This is a genomic window from Devosia elaeis (genome assembly GCF_001650025.1).
Lineage (GTDB): Bacteria > Pseudomonadota > Alphaproteobacteria > Rhizobiales > Devosiaceae > Devosia > Devosia elaeis.
The window spans coordinates 46,016-61,871 of the sequence record NZ_LVVY01000062.1 but is presented as its reverse complement, the minus strand read 5'-3'; the positions used below and the strand labels follow the sequence as shown (position 1 = coordinate 61,871).

Here is a 15,856-nt window from a genome sequence, read left to right as displayed (position 1 = left end):
TGACCTGTTCTAAGCTTGGAAGACGGCTCGCCCCGGCACGCGCACTTCGACCGCATAGAGCGAAGTGCTGGCAGTGACGAAAAGCGTCTGCAGCGCGGGACCTCCCCATGTGAAATTCGCGCAGACTTCCGGTATGCGAATGACGCCGAGCCATTCTCCGCCGGGGGCGAAGACGTGTATGCCGCCTGGCCCGCAGGAATAGAGATTGCCCTGGCTGTCGATCTTCATGCCGTCTGGCGCGCCGGGCTCGTCGCCGCGCGTGCTGGCAAAGAGCCGGCCATTGCCCATCGTGCCGTCAGCCATCACGTCGAAGACGCGAATGTGCCCGCGCTCGGTGTCGTTGACATAGAGCAATTGCTCGTCGAGCGAGAAGCAGAGGCCGTTGGGCTGGCTGAAATCATCGGCCAGAAGCGTCAGCTCGCCATCCGGACCGAGGCGGAACACGCCGCGGAAATCCAGCTCCTGCTCGCGCGGGACGCCATAGAATTCCATGCGTCCGAAACTGGGATCGGAAAAATAGATGCTGCCATCGCTCTTCACGACGATGTCGTTGGGGCTGTTGAGCGCGCGCCCCCCGTAATGGGTGGCCAGCGTCGTGATGGTGCCATCGGCTTCCGTGCGCGTGACGCTTGAGGTCGCGTGATGGCAGGCCAGCAGGCGCCCCTGCCGATCATAGGTCAGGCCGTTGGACATCTGGCTGGGCCGGCGGAACACCTGGACACCGTTTTTCTCGTCCCAGCGGCGGATGACATCCCCGGGCATGTCCGAGAACAACAGGAACTGCTCGCGAGGGTGCCAGAGGGCACCCTCGGTGAACAGAAAGCCGGTGGCCACTTGCACCACCTCCGCTTCTGCGGAAACGATCCGCTCCATGCCGGCATCGCGGACGATAATGCTCATCCGGTCTTCCCCGCGCGCCTGTCGGCCACGGAGCGGTCACCGACATACCACTCCTTCGCTTCGATATCCCGGAACACCACCCAGATGTCCGTCAGCGCGATACCGGTAATTTCATTGACGGCGTGGGTCACGCGCTTGGCCACTTCGTCGCGACGCTCATCGCCCTGCCCCGAGACCCAGTCGATATGTATGTATGGCATTTCGATCTTTCCTCCAGTTACAGGGGAGGATAGGCAGGCGCCCCCGCTGCAAAGAAGCGCAGTGGCGCGGTCTGGAAGTGCGGGTTTCCACAGTATGGGTCATGGCTCGGCGCCAGCCGCTTCCTGCTGACGCAGCCGGCCGATCAGTTCGGCATTGATGATGCCGCGGAGCACGGCCACGCAGACGGCCCTGGACCTGGGATTGAAGATGGCGTCCCCGCCCCCCGTTTCCGGGATATTGACGCCCAGCTTGGTATAGAGCTTTTGCAGCCGGCTCTGGACGCCTCGGGTGGAAAGGCCGTGCCGCCCGGCGATGGCCAGGTCGGTCAGGCCGAGCGAAATGTCCACGAGCATGTCATATTCGGCATTGCTCAATGTCTCGTTCCACTTCTCCGCCCGCGCCTGGATGCCCCGGATTTCCCGGTCGATTATGCATTGGCCGTCGAGAAAGACGCCTTCCAGGGCTCCGCGAAGGCGCGAGGAAAACGACGACTTGAGCAGGTAACCATAGCTCGCCTCGGTCGGCACGATCCGCGCCAGGCCCCGGACATAGGATTCGTCGGCGAAATTGGACCAGAACAGGATGCTGGTGCGCGGCTCGAAGGACCAGATTTGCCGGGCGGCCTCCACGCCGGACAGAACCGGCATCTGCAGGTCCAGGACGACGAACTTGGCCCGCAATTGCTTGGCCAGCCGCACCGCCGCACCGCCATCGGTCGCCTCTTCGACATTGAGCCCGCAGAGGTCGCTCTCCGCGATCGCCTGCCTGATGAAGGAGCGATAGACGGGATCATCCTCGGCGATAAGTATGGTGTCAGACACGTTCGTCATGGAACCGGCTTACCAAGGCGTCGCCTCTGAGGTCTCTTTTGCCGTTGACGCCACGGACAAAGGGTGAGGACATGGGACAATGTGCAGCCCCTTAGATCAGATGTAAAGATCGACAATGAACGATGCGAGCCCATCGCGGCCCAGGACGCCGGCTCTGGCGCTTCCGGCCAATCTCGGCGCCGCCCTGCCGGCAGGCGCCACCAGGATCGCGGTGGACGTTCTCGGCCGCCGCATCGCCAATGACACCTATCGCCCCGAAACGGTGATGCCAACGGAACCGGAACTGGCCTGTTCCCTGGGGGTCAGCCGGGCCACGGTTCGCGATGCCATCAAGGTGTTGTCGGGCAAGGGCATGGTGCGCACGGCCCGCCGCTACGGGACCCGGGTGCGGCCGGTGGAGGAATGGAACCTGCTCGATGCGGATGTCGCCGCCTGGCACGATCCGAGCCATCCCCGATTGCAGCTCATGTTCGCCGAAACCACGGAACTGCGCAGCATCATCGAGCCGAAAGCCGCCGCCCTGGCGGCGGAGCGGGCGACCGGCGAACAGGTCGCGGCCATCCTGGAGGCGGCCTATGCCATGCATCCGGAAGATGGCGCGGTGGACGATCTTTTCGCAGCCGATTGCGCCTTCCACGCCACCATATTGGACGCCACCGGAAATCTGTTGATGCGCCAATTGCGCCCGATATTCCTGACCATGCTGAGGATTTCGTACGAATACGGCGTTCTGTTCAAGAATCAGGGGCCGGTCAGCCGCGCCGGCCATATCGGCGTGGCGGAGGCGATCAAGCGGCGCGACCCCGTGGCTGCGGAAGCCGAAATGACCAATATGCTCGAGCTCAATCGCCGCGCCGCGCAAGGGCCGGGCCATGGATAGGCCGCCGAGGGGAGCCATGGCGGACGCCACCATCCTCAGTACACCGGGGTCAGGGCGCGCCCCGTCTCGAACCAGGTGATGAGGTTGCGGGCCACCAGGTCGCCCATCGCCCGGCGCGTGTGCTGCGAAGCCGAACCGACATGCGGCAGCACGGTGAGGTTCGGGAGCGCGAGCAGTTCCTTGTCGATATGAGGTTCGTTTGCGAAGACGTCGAGACCGGCCGCCGCGATCGTGCCGGACCGGAGCGCGGCGAGCAGCGCCGCTTCGTCCACGACGCTGCCGCGGCCCATATTGATGAAGACCCCATCCGGGCCCAGCGCCGCGAGCACCGCGCCGTTGATGGTCAAGGCGGTGGACGGCGTGCCGGGCACGATGGAAATGAGCGTATCCACATGCGCCGCCATTTCCATCAGCGAGGCCAAATAGCGATAGGGCAGGTCGGGGGCCTCTTGTCTGTTGTGATAGCAGATGCCCACACCAAAGGCCTCGAGCCGCCGGGCGATGCATTGGCCGATGCGGCCCATGCCGTAAATGCCGACCACACGCTCCCGCAGGGTGAGGCGGGACAGCGGATAGTCCGCATGCTCCCACTGGCCGGCGCGGACATAGGCCTCCGCACGGGACAGGTCCCGGACGACGTTCAGCAGCAAGCCCACGCTTGTGTCGGCAACTTCCTCGTTCAGCACGTCCGGCGTATTGGTGACAACAACACCCCGCGCCCGCGCGCCTGCGATGTCGATCATGTCATAGCCGACGCCGAAACTCGCAATGATCTGCAGATTGGGCAAAGCCTGCATCGTTTCCGCGCTGATGCCGGCCCGGCATGCAATGCCCAGGATGGCGCGCCTCTGGTCTTCGGCAAGCGCCGGCACGGCATCGGCCTGGTCGATTTCGATCAGCTTGAAGCGGCGGGAGAGCACATCGCGAGCGTGCTCATGCATCCATCCGGGAATGAGTATGGTGCTCAAAATCGCCTCCCCCTATATCATTGAACAGCGACGCCGCATCGGTGGATCGATGATCGAGATCGATCGACCACCATATGGGCATATTGCCTATATAGTGGATAACGTAGTTTGAACGGCCGGCAGCGTCAACCCGCTCTTGACAGCTATGGCCTACGCTGACACGCTCCACCAAACTTGGGCATATTGTCCACTATTTGGGCATTCGGCTTGTGGGAGCTGGCATTAGAAGGGGGAGCCGATGGATATAATCAGCTACTTGTCGACGGTTTACTTTGGGGCAGGCGCCATCGGGTCTCTGAAGGAAATATTGTCGCAACTGGGCATTTCGCGCCCCCTGCTCGTCAGCGATCACGGCATCAAGGCGGCGGGCCTTCTGGAGCGGCCGGGCCTCGAAATCCTGGCCGGGGCGCCGACCTTCCTCGACGTGCCGACAAACCCTACCGAAAGTGCCGTATTGGCCGGTTTGAGCCTCTATCGCCAGCATGGATGCGACGGCGTGGTGGCCATTGGCGGCGGCTCGCCGCTGGATTTGGCCAAGGGGATTACGCTTCTTGCCACCCATGACGGGCCGCTGGAGCAATATGCGGCCATAGAGGGCGGCATCGCCCGCATCACGCAGAACGTGGCGCCTCTCGTCGCCGTCCCCACCACTGCGGGCACGGGCTCGGAGGTCGGCCGCGCGGCCCTGCTCACCCTCGAAGATGGGCGCAAGCTTGGCTTCATCAGTCCGCATCTCATTCCCAGGCGCGCGATCTGCGACCCCGAGCTGACGACCGGCCTGCCGCCGGCCCTGACCGCCGCAACGGGTCTCGATGCCCTGTCGCATTGCATCGAGAGCCTGCTGTCGCCGCGCTACAATCCGCCGGCAGAGGCGATTGCCCGGGACGGGTTCCAGCGCATCTGGGCGGCATTGCCCGTCGCTTTCGAGGAGCCCGCCAACCTCCTGGCAAGAACCGAACTGATGATGGGCGCCCTGGAAGGCGGCATGACCTTTCAGAAGGGATTGGGTGCCGTCCACGCCCTCAGCCACGCGCTTGGCGGCCTGAAGGAGCTGAAGCTCCACCACGGCATGCTGAACGCCATTCTCATGCCGGTAGTGCTCCGCTGGAACTGCGAGATAGAATCCGCCGCCCGCAAGGTCGCGCAATTGGAGGATCTGGTCGGCCTGCCCAGGGGCTCCCTGGCCGACAACCTCGAAAACCTGAACGCCAGGCTCGGCATCGGCGCCAGATTGTCCGAGCTCGGCGTGACGCGGGACATCATCCCCTGGATCTGCGAGCGGGCGATTGCGGACCACAGCCACGCGACCAATCCGCGGGCGCTATCGGCCGCCGAATACGCCCAGATCATCGAAGCAGTCTATTAGGGGACGAGCATTGAGGCCCATCTGCATTGTTACCGGCGCCAGCCACGGCATTGGCGCCGCAACCGCCAGGCTCTTTTCGGCCCAAGGCTATGACATATGCATCAATTACCTGTCCGATCACGCGGCGGCCGCCGGGGTCGTCGCCGCCTGTGAGGCCAATGGAGCCCGGGCCATCGCCGTTCAGGGCGATGTGGGCGACCGCGCCGACGTGCAGGGATTGTTTGAACAATGCGACACCGGGCTTGGGCGCGTGTCCTGCCTGATCAACAATGCCGGCCTGATCGGCAAGGCCGGCAAGCTGGTCGATCTCGATCCCGCCACGCTTGAAAAGACATTCCAGGTCAATGTCTTCGGGCTGGTCTATTGCATCCAGCAGGCGGCCGTGAGGATGTCCACGAAGAGTGGTGGTACGGGCGGATCGATCGTGAACATGTCGTCCCTGGCCGCCGCGCTCGGCAGCCCCAACGAATATATTCACTACGCCGCCACCAAGGGCGCCGTTGAATCGATAACCTTCGGCACAGGCAAGGAGCTCGCGCCGGAAGGCATCCGGGTCAACGCCATTCGCGTGGGCACCACCAATACGCGCATACATAGCCAAGGCGGCAATCCGGATCGCCCGGCCCGGATCGCGGCGATCACCCCCATGGGGCGGATCGCCGAGCCGGACGACATCGCAAGGGCGGCCCTATGGCTGGCCTCGCCCGGCTCCGGCTTTGTCACGGGCACATTGCTCACCGTTTCAGGCGGTCTCTAGCGCATCATCCGCCCGGCCGGGCAATGCCAGCCGGGCGGTTTTTAGGAGGCCGCAGGATCAGAGCTGCCGGATGCCGCCCGGGCTGGTCCGGGTTTCCACCAATCGCACCGTGTTTGTCAGCGGCCGGCCGAAAAGCGGGATGTCGATCTCGAAGACATCCCCCGGCTGGGTCTTCACGCCATCAGCGAAGGACGCGACCGAGGTGCCCATGAAGATGACATGCACGTCGCCGGCGCGCAGGAAATGATTGTACTTGAAATGGTGGAACTCGATATTGGCGATCGAGTGGGACATGTTCTCTTCGCCGGTGGGAAAGGGCTTTTCCCAGATCGTTTCTCCCGCGCGGAGGATGCGCGCCCGCCCCTCCACGCTGGCCGGCAAATCGCCGAGAAAGAGCTCGGGGCCGAATGAGCATTGGCGCAGTTTGGCATGCGCCAGATAGAGATAGTTCTGCTTCTCCATCACGTGGTCGGTCACTTCGTTCCCGATCGCGTAGCCCAGCCTATAGGGGCGATTGTCCTTGCCGATCATGTAGAGGCCGACGATCTCGGGCTCCTCGCCCACATCGATGCTGAAGTCCGGCGCCAGCAAATCGGCACCCGGCGAGGCCACCATCGATCCATCGCCCTTGTAGAACCATTCCGGCTGCACCCCGGCGCGCCCCTCGGCAGGGCGTCCGCCGTCCAGGCCCCATTTGAACATGCGCATGGTGTCGTTCATGTCCGTCTCCGCCGCGTTCTGGGCGGTGTCGTGCATGGCCGAGCGGGAAGCCGCGCTGCCGATATGGGTCAGGCCGGTGCCGGCAATGATCGTGTGCGCGGCGTCCGGATGGTCGATCGGCGGCAAGACCTTCCCCGTCGCGAGCAGCGTCGCATAATCGTGGCTTTGGCCCGATCCCAGGCGCAGGATTTCGTCTTCGATCTTCGTCCCCCGGGCCACGGCCATCAGGGCCACCTCCCGGACGCTTTCCACCTCCCGAACCTGATGGATTTGGTCACCGTCGACGATGCCGACATGGCGCGACCCGCCGGGGGCGCTAAACTGGATCAACCGCATGAGAAACTCTTTAAAAAATGGCTGTAGCCAGGCGCGCCCGGCTACAGCATGACCTGTCTATTTAGTCGGCAACCGCGTCCATGGCGGCGCGTGCCTGTTGCACGAGGTCGGTGCCGATCTCCTCGCTGAACCGCTCGACGACCGGGGCAACGCGTTCGCGCAGCTTGGCCATCTCTTCCTCGGTAAGGCGGGTAACCTGCATGCCCTCTTCCTCGAGCAGGCCCGTCAGGCGGTCGGCATCGGACCGCGAGAGATCCCGCTGGTAGACGGCGGCTTCCTGTGCCGCTTCGAGCACCGCGGCGCGGTCCTCGTCGCTGAGGCCGTCGAACCAGCGCTTGCTGGCGAGCAGCACGAACGGGGTATAGACGTGGCCCGTCAGCGCCAGATGGTCCTGCACTTCATAGAAGCGGCTGGAATGGATCAGGCCCACCGGGGTCTCCTGGGCCTCCACCGCCCCGCTTTCCAGGGCATTGTAGAGTTCGGGATAGGGCAACGGCACCGGATTGGTACCGAGCGTCTCGAACGTGGAAAGGAACAGCGGATTGGGGATCACGCGGATCTTGAGCCCGCTCAGGTCCTCGATAGTGTTGATCGGGCGAACCGCATTGGTGATGTGGCGGAAGCCATTGTCCCAATAGGCCAGGCCGACAATGCCCATCTCCGTGTCGAGACGTTCGAAGAGGAACTTGCCGACATCGCCGTCCATCACGGCGTCAACCGCCTCGAAGTCCGGATAGAAGAAGGGAAGGTCGAAGATCAGGTATTCGGGGACCGTGCCCACAAGGTTGGAGGTGGGTCCCACCATCACGTCCAGGAAACCGCCCTGGATGGACGATTGCAATTGCGGCTCGCTGCCGAGCACGCCATTGCCGAACGTCTCGATAGTGATCCGGCCATCCGTCTTCTCCTTCACCTTTTCGGCGAAGAACACGGATGCCATGCCGACCGGATGGTCTTCCGTCGGCACATAGCCGAGCCGGGCGGTTTGGGCATGGGCCGGCACTGACACGGCCAGCAGGCCGACCAGCGCCGCAAGGGGCACTAAATTCTTCATTTCTACTCCTCCTCTAATTATCTGAACCAGGACATCGGGACCAGGACCAGGTCCGGGAAAATGATCAGAAGGACCACGACGAGTACTTCCGCCAAAAGGAACGGCCAGACCCCTTTGACCACTGCGGCCATGGAAATCTTGCTGATCCCGCATACTGTATTGAGCACCGCCCCCACGGGCGGCGTGATCATGCCTATTGCGGCGACCATCAGGAAAATGACGCCGAAATAGATCGGGTCGATTCCGGCGGTCTTCACCACAGGCATGAATACCGGCACCAGGATCGCGATCGCCGGCGCGAAATCGAGCACCATGCCGATGATGAACACCATCAGCGCAATCGCTGCCATCAGCATGGTCGGCGAGTCCATGAACGGGCTGAGCATGCTAATGAGCGCGCCCGGCAGATTGGCGATCGCGATCATGAAGGCCGTGACCATCGAGGCCGCAACCAGCAGCATGATCACCGCAGTCATGCGCCCCGCCGCCAGCAAGGCCTCATAGAGCTTTGCCGGCGTCAGTTCGCGATAAACGAAGAGACCGACAAAGAGCGCATAGGCCGCCGCGATCACGCCGGCTTCGGTTGGCGTGAACACGCCGAAGCGCAGGCCGACCAGGATGATCACCGGCAGGAACAGGGCCCATACCGCCGAAACCAGGCTCTTGAGCACTTCCGACAGCGGCTGGCGCGGCAGGACATTTGCCGTATCCTTGCGCGACAGGAGCCACCAGGTAATTGTCAGGCTGGCCGCCATCAGCAGGCCGGGCACAATGCCGGCCAGGAACAGGCTGACGATGGAAATATTGGCGGTAACGCCAAGGATGACGAACCCCACCGACGGCGGAATGATGGGCGCGATGATGCCCGTGGCCGCCATGAGGCCGCTGGAGCGGGGAATGTCATAGCCCGCCTGCCGCATGAGCGGGATCAGCATCACGGCCAGGGTCGCCGTATCGGCAATGGCCGAACCCGACAAACTGGCAAGGATGAGGCCGGTGCCGATAACGACATAGCCGAGCCCGCCGCGTAGGTGCCCGAACAGGGCCAGCGCGAACGCCACGATGCGGCGCGAAAGCCCGCCCGCGTTCATCAGTTCACCGGCGATCAGGAAGAACGGGATGGCCATCAGCGGATAGGAGTCGGCGCCGTCGATGAGCTTTTGCGCCAGGATTTGCGCGTCGAGATTGCCGAACAACAGCATCAGCGCCACGCCGGCGACCATCAAGGCAAAGCTGATCGGCACGCCGATGCCGATGGCGCCCAGCAGGGAGCCCAGAAAGACGACCACCGTCATTTGGCCTGCTCCTTGATGGCGGCCGCGGCAGCGATGGCCTCGGCAGGCGGGCTGTTTTCGGTGACGCCCGACCAGGTGGGCGGCAGTTCTCCGCGCAGCGACTTATAAAGATTGATCACCAGCAGCATGCCCATCAGCAATGCCGCCACCAGGCCCGACGCATAGACGTAGCCGACCGAGAGCCCCGAAAGCGCGGCGTGGTTGTTCCAGTTCAGCATCGTCTGGGTCCAGCTGCCCTGCCACAGGAGCCAGCAGCACCAGAGCATCAGCGCGTGGGCGACGAGGAAGCAGATATATCGCCCCTTGGGCGGCAGCCTGGCCACGAATGCATCGACCGCCAGATGCGCGCCATTGGCCAGCGCGACGATCGATCCGAGCATGACGACCCAGACGAAGATGATCCGGGACAGCTCGACGGAGATGGGGATGCCGGAATTGAAGCCATAGCGGAGCACGACGTTCAGGAAGACCATCGCGCTCATTACGGCCATTCCGGCCACGACCAGGATGTCGATGATCTTGTTGAGACTTTGCAATGGCCTAGGCATTTCGGCTCCCGGACGTCAGGGCCGTCCCCGCCGGGCGGGCGCTTGGCGCAGAGGAGAGCGTTCGGCCGTGTTTTGCCGCGGGGCGGTCAGCGCATTCCCGGCTCATCACACACCTTCCACGACGGCGAAATGAGCCTTGGAATATTTCTCGCGGACGCGCAGCGCCGTCTGGTATTCGGGAGAATTGTAGCATGCCAGGGCCGTATCGAAGTCGGCGAACTCAATGACCGCCAAGCGATTGGCGGAAGCGCCTTCCATGATTTCGCTCTTGCCGGCCCGCACGATGAACTTGGCGCCGAACTTGTCGAAGGCCGCCTTGTTGAGTGCGATATATTCCTTGTAGCCCTCCTGGTCCGCGATATCGACCATCGCGACCCAATAGCCCTTCTTGCTCATGATTTCCTCCTCCGGCAATTCGCGGTTCAAGTGTCTGGACGCGTCAGGTTACGCACAGGATCTCCGCGACTACGGCTTGCTACCAGCGGGCCTGGCGGCTGATATGCAGTAGTCGGCCTGTCTCCCCCCAGGACGACACGAGAAGGCGATGTCTATATTGTGGACATAGTGCCCATAATTGAGTACCGATGAGCATCGGGGATGTCAAGTTCCGATATGGAGGACCGCGCAATGCAGGATGACGAGAACGCCCGGACCGGCAACCAGGTGCAGGGTGCGGCGTCCTTTTCCAAGTTTATGACGGTCCTGCAGTCCATTGCCGACGCGCCGCGAGGCCTGGACATTGGACAGCTCACCAAGAGCGTCCCCTTCCCGCGCGGCACCGTATACCGGCTGGTCGCGGCCCTGGTGGCCGAGCAACTCGTCGTGCATCACCGCGAGGACGGCACCTATCGGCTGGGCCCCCGCTTGCTGCAACTCGCCGCCAAGACCTGGGAAAGCTCGGATTTGCGCACCGTTGCGCGCGAATTCCTCGTCTCGCTGCGCGATGCCACCGACGAGGTGGTGCATCTGGCGGTCCCGAGCTCCAATCGCATGGTCTATATCGACAAGATCGAGGGCTCGAACACGGTCCAGATGAAGACCAGCATCGGCGGACAGGTGGAACTGCACTCGACCTCGGTGGGCAAGGCCTGGCTCTCCGGCCTGTCCGACGACCGTCTGAACGAGGTGCTCGGCCAGCTCACGCTCCGCCGGCATACGGAGAAAACCTATACCGATCCCGACAGGCTGCGGAAGGAACTGATCAAGTCACGCGAGCGCGGCTATGCCTTCGATGACGAGGAAAACGAGCCCGATATCCGCTGCGTCGGCAGCCCGATCTTCGATCGATCGGGGGAGCCGGTTGGCGCCATCAGCGTCAGCATGCCGGTCTATCGCCATGATCCCGAACGTCATGCGAAGATCGCCAGCCTGGTGTTCAAGACCGCAAAAGACATCACCGCAAAGCTCGCCGTGATCATCTAGGCCAGACCGGCCCATTCTCGCGCGTTTCCCGCCATTGCGGTCTTCGACCTGGACGGGGCGTGATCGCGCGCGCCCGCTAGATCGGCTCGCTCTTGGCTGAAATCGTGGCCTTTTGCTCCCTCCCCCTTGAGGGGAGGGGTTGGGGGTGGGGGTCCCATCGTTGGCAGCCAAACCACCCCCTCCCCGTCCCTCCCCGCAAGGGGGAGGGGGCGATGGAGCCGCTTCCGTCAGAACCTGAACCGCTCCAATGCGCTGCTGCACGGAACGACTTCTGGCCCCCCGCGGGCTTGACAACCTGCGCCGCCATCCCTCACCATTCTATGGACAGTTCGCCCATATCGTGGACAGTCAGTGTTCGCAGCGGCTGGACCGGCTTGTGGTTCCGCTGTTGCCGCGCACGCATACATCTTTGTTCTTGCGGAAGAAAAAGGAGGAGGCCGTGAGTAGATCAAGGTTAGCAGGGCTTGGGATCGCCGTTCTGGGCGCCCTGTCGTTGAATATGGGCCTGGGCGGCATTGCCATGGCCCAGAGCGCCGACGCCCCGCCCCCCGTGCTCGCCTGGACTCCGAAGCCGGTCGAGCCTGCGCCCTATACCGGCGTGCACCAGATGCACACCAGGCTTTCCGAGGTCCTGGCCAGCCATGAAGGCGAGGACAGCTGGCATCACCAGGTCGTTGACGACAAGCATTTGAGGGCCGCCTATGTGCAAATGGCGGCGGGGGAAACATCCCCCACCCTGCTGCTCGCCGATCACCGGACCAGCTTCATCGTCTGGGACGGCGAAGTCGAGGTCACCATTGGCGACCAGGACCCCTTCGTCGCCACCAAGGGCTTCATGGTTCAGGTACCGTTCCGCACGCCCTTCACCCTGGCCAATGTGGGCGACGGTCCCTCATTGCATTTCGAGATCTTCAACGCCAATGCCACCCTGCTCTATCCCGAAGCGGCCGAGGCCGACCTGCCGGAAGCTCCGGAGGGGCACGAATGGTATCTGAGCCGCCTGGACAAGCCCGATACCTATGAGCGCCAGGACAGCAAGCCCTATCTGGACTTCTTCTGGGAAGTCGAGAACACCGAAAAGGGACCGAACGGCCCCCTCACCAGGGACGATCGCAGCTTCGTCAACATCATACGCGGCACCGCCAATGGCGTCCCCTCTCCGACCAATATCGGCCATTTCCACGTGGACTACGCCGAGTTCTGGTTCGTGATGGAAGGCCAGATCAGCTACCTGATCGAAGGCGCGGATTTCTTCGTCGCCGATGCCGGCGATGTGGTCTATGTGCCGCCCGGCCGGTTCCATCGGGCCGCCTTCCATGGGGACACGCCCTCGACGCGCATCGCGATCAACGGCTACCCCTTCGGATCGCACCACTGGCCCACGCCACACTGATCCTTACCCCCAGCAGCCCACCCTCCCGTGGGCTGCGCCTCTCGGGTACGACACCAGCCCATGGCGCCGGCGGCGTGACGATCTCGCTCTTCCGGCTGGCCTAGCCTCGTCGGGCCGAGAGCGATGCAGCGGAGGACCATGTCCGAGCCATGGCCCTCCGCAACGTGCTACCCTGCGTTCCGTAGCGCAGCGAGCAGGGCGTCATATGTAGGGCCAAGCTGCCTGAGCGTGGTGGCCGCCTCGTCATCCAGCCCCAGAGTCAGGGGATATTGCAGCGACCCGACGAGTTGGGCCTGTTTTGAAGCGATCTGCGCGGCGTCGGCATGGCCGATCCGCGCCAGGCAGGTTGCAGCATCGGCAAGCCGCCTGGCGCCGACGCGTATCGCGAAATGGATCAGGTGGCCGCGAAGATTATCGCCGCACCCGCCCTCAATCATGGCTGCAAGAGCCTCGGCCGCCTCGGCATTGCCGAGCGTGCCATCGGGCAGGTGTTGCGTACACTGCATGGACAACAACCGGACCGCCTCGGGCAATGAGGCCCTGATGATGTCCTCCTCGGCGACCTCTCGCACACCCCGGAAACCGGTCCGCATCGTATAGGGCTGGCCATGGTCCAGGGTTTCCGCCTGCCAGGCGGCCATGAAATCGTCGAGCGGCAGGGACGCGAAGGGGTGTCCTTCGGGATCATGCATCGTCACCCGGCCATTCTCGACCGCGAGCACAACGATATAATGGTCCGCAGCCATGGGGCCGTCCTTCCCGGGCTGGTGCCTCAGCCACCCCATCTCCACCGGGCCGACCCAGACCGGACCTGTGGCAAGAGCGGCCTTGAGCCGGTCCAGCGCCTCTTGCGGCGTCCCCCCACTTTCCGAGGTTGAAAGCCAGCCCATGGCCTCGAGTGCGCCGTCGAAACCGGCCTCGGGCGTCCACCCATAAGGATCGAAAAAGGGCAAGGTGCCGCCGACGAGTTGCATGCCGAACGGGCTGCCCGTCGCGAATTCGATGACCGCAATATCGGGAGCATCCCGGCCAAACATCATGGAAAATGAATTTGAATAACAATAAGGGCCTGCGCCAATGTAATTGAAATGCTTCATGAATTAAAACCCCTTCAATAGTCGAGAGGCGGAACAAGAAGGGCAATTTGAAAAATTTTGTCAACCCAGCCCTTAAATACATTTTTCAGTCCGCACCGGATTCATCCCGAAATGATTTGAGGAATCGTCGCCCGGAATTTCGGAACCCTGTTCAACGAAACGACGACGATTTCGCGCGCGAATGCATGCGCCGAAAAGTTCACGGATGAGCAAGACCCAGCAAGCCGGCAAATACCGGCTCAGAACCGGGTGAACGCGCCGTAGCGCGTAATCGGCGGCAGCAATGAAGGGTCCCCGCGGACCGGCAAGGGGTGCGATCTGACTTTCCAATCAGAGAGGCATTCGGCCCTCAACGAGCTTTCGAAAATACGCGATTCCAAATGGGATAGCCTGGTCGTTGAAGTCAAACGTGGCCTCATGAAGACCTGCGCCGCCCCCATTGCCGATTTGCATCATGTTGCCCGGCCGCGCTTCAAGCATGAATGCGAAGTCCTCCGATCCCATGACCGGTTCAACAGCATCGTTGACGTTGTTTTCGCCGACCAGTAATCGGGCGGTTCGAACGGCAAAGGCCGTCTCCAGAGCAGGATTGACCAACGGCGGGAACATGCGCTTGTAACTGACAGTCGCTTTGGCTCCATATGCTTCCGCCATCTTCTCAGCGATAGCCAGCACGCGCTCTTCGATCACATCTCGAACAGCAGGATCAAAAGTCCTGGTCGTGCCGCCCATCTCGGCAAATTGCGGGATGACATTGCCAGCTTTCCCCGCGTTCAGCCACCCGACGGTCACCACGGCACTTTGGCGAGGATGAATGTTACGCGACACGATTGTTTGCAGCGCCAGTAGAATGTTTGCGCCCACCACAAGAGGGTCAATTCCATCCTGTGGTTCCGCACCATGGGCGCCCTTGCCGTCGATCCTAATCCTGAACGCGTCTGCCGATGCGCCAAACGGGCCATATGTGGTTGCGAAACGTCCAATCGCCAGAGCCGGCTCTGTGTGCATGGCGTAGATTTCGTTAATCCCGAACCGATCCATCAGGCCATCATCTACCATCGCCTTTCCGCCGCCCCCGCCCTCCTCGGCGGGTTGGAAAACAACAGCCACCGTTCCGTTGAACGCGCGTCCCTGCGCCAGTTCTCGGGCCGCCCCCAGCAACATCGCGGTGTGGCCATCATGACCACAGGCGTGCATCACGCCTTTTGTCCTCGACGCCCAAGGCATTCCAGTCTCTTCTTCGATGGGTAAAGCGTCCATATCGGCGCGTAGGCCGATAACTTTGCCGCTGCCGTTAGCATTGCCGTGGATGACGTCAACAACACCTGTTCGACCGATACCAGTCACCACCTCATCGCAGCCAAACTCCCGAAGCTTGGAGGCCACCAGTGAAGCAGTTCTATCAACCTCGAACTGAAGTTCGGGATGCGCATGAATGTCTCGCCGCCATTCAACTACGTCAGCGTATCTCGGATCGACAGCACGCATTAGGCCCCCCTAAAGCGATGATCCTACCGGCCGCTTCCGGGAATGCAACTTGGATCAGCAACGTCCGAAATGGCGTCGGTTCCAGCCATCTCTGGCTTTCACGACATATCGGGCGATAGCGTAGAACTTGGCTGTGCCGCTTGGTGAACGTGCGGCGATCGGCGGCAATAACGAGCCCTAGAGGCCAATCTGCGAGAATGGCGGAGAGAGAGGGACTCTCCCCGAAACTCCGTGTAAACCTTTGAAATCACGTAAGATAGACGACTAGGCGGGTATACTGCTGGGTACGCCGCCTGATCGTATGAGTCAACAGGACGGGGGCATGCCGATTCGGAACGGGACCTGACGTTGGCGCTTCGGGGATCAGCGCGTAGGATGCACCATCTACACGGAGGTGGAAGTTGGGCAGGAGACGTGGCGACTACAATGGTGGATCAACCATTATCAGGCTGAAAAGCAAGGGCCCTAAGCTTGAGAGGGACCGGCTTCCACCACCAATGTCGGCAGAAGAACAGGCCGAGACAGACCGCATCCGTGCCGATCTCCTGAAGCTTCCTGCCCCTCGATTGATAACGAAGGAGGCGATGGCGGCCATGAAGAG

General features: G+C 62.5%; 16 protein-coding genes. 5 read left to right on the top strand and 11 right to left on the bottom strand.

Annotation, left to right across the window (positions count from 1 at the left end; all coding sequences use genetic code 11):
- Positions 1 to 9 precede the first annotated feature (9 nt).
- From A3840_RS02915 to A3840_RS02905, 3 genes are all read right to left on the bottom strand, one after another.
- On the bottom strand, positions 10 to 900 hold the full coding sequence (locus A3840_RS02915) for an SMP-30/gluconolactonase/LRE family protein (protein WP_067451589.1): 891 nt from the start codon (positions 898 to 900) through the stop codon (positions 10 to 12).
- The gene (locus tag A3840_RS02910; protein WP_067451587.1) at positions 897 to 1,100 is read right to left on the bottom strand and encodes a tautomerase family protein; all 204 of its coding nucleotides are present in this window, start codon (positions 1,098 to 1,100) and stop codon (positions 897 to 899) included. The genes A3840_RS02915 and A3840_RS02910 overlap by 4 nt, the downstream gene beginning before the upstream one ends.
- A 99-nt stretch (positions 1,101 to 1,199) precedes the next feature.
- Positions 1,200 to 1,931 carry a response regulator transcription factor gene (locus A3840_RS02905; protein WP_067451584.1) on the bottom strand — a complete coding sequence of 244 codons (732 nt, stop codon included), beginning with the start codon at positions 1,929 to 1,931 and terminating at the stop codon, positions 1,200 to 1,202.
- Positions 1,932 to 2,046: 115 nt separating this feature from the next.
- On the opposite strand from A3840_RS02905, the gene A3840_RS02900 reads away from it, so the two are divergent.
- A complete protein-coding gene (locus A3840_RS02900) occupies positions 2,047 to 2,811 on the top strand; it encodes a FadR/GntR family transcriptional regulator (protein ID WP_082903603.1) in 765 nt (254 codons plus the stop codon).
- A gap of 35 nt (positions 2,812 to 2,846) precedes the next feature.
- Here A3840_RS02900 and A3840_RS02895 read toward each other — a convergent pair whose 3' ends face one another.
- The gene (locus A3840_RS02895; RefSeq protein WP_067451581.1) at positions 2,847 to 3,752 is read right to left on the bottom strand and encodes a 2-hydroxyacid dehydrogenase; all 906 of its coding nucleotides are present in this window, start codon (positions 3,750 to 3,752) and stop codon (positions 2,847 to 2,849) included.
- Positions 3,753 to 4,017: 265 nt separating this feature from the next.
- Here A3840_RS02895 and A3840_RS02890 point away from each other — a divergent pair, with 265 nt between their 5' ends.
- Positions 4,018 to 5,145, top strand: a complete 1,128-nt coding sequence (locus tag A3840_RS02890) for an iron-containing alcohol dehydrogenase (RefSeq protein WP_067451578.1) — start codon at positions 4,018 to 4,020, stop codon at positions 5,143 to 5,145.
- A 10-nt stretch (positions 5,146 to 5,155) separates the two neighbouring features.
- A complete protein-coding gene (locus tag A3840_RS02885) occupies positions 5,156 to 5,902 on the top strand; it encodes an SDR family oxidoreductase (RefSeq protein ID WP_067451575.1) in 747 nt (248 codons plus the stop codon).
- 57 nt (positions 5,903 to 5,959) lie between these two features.
- Here A3840_RS02885 and araD1 read toward each other — a convergent pair whose 3' ends face one another.
- From araD1 to A3840_RS02860, 5 genes are all read right to left on the bottom strand, one after another.
- Positions 5,960 to 6,958, bottom strand: coding sequence for an AraD1 family protein (gene araD1 / locus A3840_RS02880; protein ID WP_067451572.1), 999 nt, complete (start codon positions 6,956 to 6,958; stop codon positions 5,960 to 5,962).
- A 61-nt stretch (positions 6,959 to 7,019) separates the two neighbouring features.
- Complete coding sequence (locus tag A3840_RS02875; RefSeq protein ID WP_067451569.1) at positions 7,020 to 8,012, bottom strand: TRAP transporter substrate-binding protein; 993 nt, start codon at positions 8,010 to 8,012, stop codon at positions 7,020 to 7,022.
- 17 nt (positions 8,013 to 8,029) lie between these two features.
- Complete coding sequence (locus A3840_RS02870) at positions 8,030 to 9,307, bottom strand: TRAP transporter large permease (protein WP_067451566.1); 1,278 nt, start codon at positions 9,305 to 9,307, stop codon at positions 8,030 to 8,032.
- Positions 9,304 to 9,855 carry a TRAP transporter small permease gene (locus A3840_RS02865; RefSeq protein WP_067451563.1) on the bottom strand — a complete coding sequence of 184 codons (552 nt, stop codon included), beginning with the start codon at positions 9,853 to 9,855 and terminating at the stop codon, positions 9,304 to 9,306. The genes A3840_RS02870 and A3840_RS02865 overlap by 4 nt, the downstream gene beginning before the upstream one ends.
- Before the next feature lie 105 nt (positions 9,856 to 9,960).
- Positions 9,961 to 10,251 carry a DUF1330 domain-containing protein gene (locus A3840_RS02860; protein ID WP_067451714.1) on the bottom strand — a complete coding sequence of 97 codons (291 nt, stop codon included), beginning with the start codon at positions 10,249 to 10,251 and terminating at the stop codon, positions 9,961 to 9,963.
- A 201-nt stretch (positions 10,252 to 10,452) separates the two neighbouring features.
- Between A3840_RS02860 and A3840_RS02855 the strand changes: the two genes are divergently transcribed.
- Both A3840_RS02855 and A3840_RS02850 read left to right on the top strand, forming a co-directional pair.
- On the top strand, positions 10,453 to 11,277 hold the full coding sequence (locus A3840_RS02855) for an IclR family transcriptional regulator (RefSeq protein WP_082903602.1): 825 nt from the start codon (positions 10,453 to 10,455) through the stop codon (positions 11,275 to 11,277).
- A 439-nt stretch (positions 11,278 to 11,716) separates the two neighbouring features.
- Positions 11,717 to 12,670, top strand: a complete 954-nt coding sequence (locus A3840_RS02850; RefSeq protein ID WP_165603107.1) for a cupin domain-containing protein — start codon at positions 11,717 to 11,719, stop codon at positions 12,668 to 12,670.
- Between the two features lie 167 nt (positions 12,671 to 12,837).
- On the opposite strand, the gene A3840_RS02845 is transcribed toward A3840_RS02850, so the two are convergent.
- Complete coding sequence (locus A3840_RS02845) at positions 12,838 to 13,767, bottom strand: hypothetical protein (protein ID WP_067451553.1); 930 nt, start codon at positions 13,765 to 13,767, stop codon at positions 12,838 to 12,840.
- A 330-nt stretch (positions 13,768 to 14,097) separates the two neighbouring features.
- Positions 14,098 to 15,255 (bottom strand): M20 aminoacylase family protein, encoded by a 1,158-nt coding sequence (locus tag A3840_RS02840; RefSeq protein WP_067451549.1) that lies wholly within the window; start codon positions 15,253 to 15,255, stop codon positions 14,098 to 14,100.
- Positions 15,256 to 15,856: the final 601 nt, after the last annotated feature.

What these genes read in the sequence shown, in the direction of transcription:
- A3840_RS02915 (WP_067451589.1), bottom strand. Translation starts at nt 900, where the DNA reads ATGAGCATTATCGTCCGCGATGCCGGCATGGAGCGGATCGTTTCCGCA.
- A3840_RS02910 (WP_067451587.1), bottom strand. Translation starts at nt 1,100, where the DNA reads ATGCCATACATACATATCGACTGGGTCTCGGGGCAGGGCGATGAGCGT.
- A3840_RS02905 (WP_067451584.1), bottom strand. Translation starts at nt 1,931, where the DNA reads ATGACGAACGTGTCTGACACCATACTTATCGCCGAGGATGATCCCGTC.
- A3840_RS02900 (WP_082903603.1), top strand. Translation starts at nt 2,047, where the DNA reads ATGAACGATGCGAGCCCATCGCGGCCCAGGACGCCGGCTCTGGCGCTT.
- A3840_RS02895 (WP_067451581.1), bottom strand. Translation starts at nt 3,752, where the DNA reads ATGCATGAGCACGCTCGCGATGTGCTCTCCCGCCGCTTCAAGCTGATC.
- A3840_RS02890 (WP_067451578.1), top strand. Translation starts at nt 4,018, where the DNA reads ATGGATATAATCAGCTACTTGTCGACGGTTTACTTTGGGGCAGGCGCC.
- araD1 (WP_067451572.1), bottom strand. Translation starts at nt 6,958, where the DNA reads ATGCGGTTGATCCAGTTTAGCGCCCCCGGCGGGTCGCGCCATGTCGGC.
- A3840_RS02875 (WP_067451569.1), bottom strand. Translation starts at nt 8,012, where the DNA reads ATGAAGAATTTAGTGCCCCTTGCGGCGCTGGTCGGCCTGCTGGCCGTG.
- A3840_RS02870 (WP_067451566.1), bottom strand. Translation starts at nt 9,307, where the DNA reads ATGACGGTGGTCGTCTTTCTGGGCTCCCTGCTGGGCGCCATCGGCATC.
- A3840_RS02865 (WP_067451563.1), bottom strand. Translation starts at nt 9,855, where the DNA reads ATGCCTAGGCCATTGCAAAGTCTCAACAAGATCATCGACATCCTGGTC.
- A3840_RS02860 (WP_067451714.1), bottom strand. Translation starts at nt 10,251, where the DNA reads ATGAGCAAGAAGGGCTATTGGGTCGCGATGGTCGATATCGCGGACCAG.
- A3840_RS02855 (WP_082903602.1), top strand. Translation starts at nt 10,453, where the DNA reads ATGTCAAGTTCCGATATGGAGGACCGCGCAATGCAGGATGACGAGAAC.
- A3840_RS02845 (WP_067451553.1), bottom strand. Translation starts at nt 13,767, where the DNA reads ATGAAGCATTTCAATTACATTGGCGCAGGCCCTTATTGTTATTCAAAT.
- A3840_RS02840 (WP_067451549.1), bottom strand. Translation starts at nt 15,255, where the DNA reads ATGCGTGCTGTCGATCCGAGATACGCTGACGTAGTTGAATGGCGGCGA.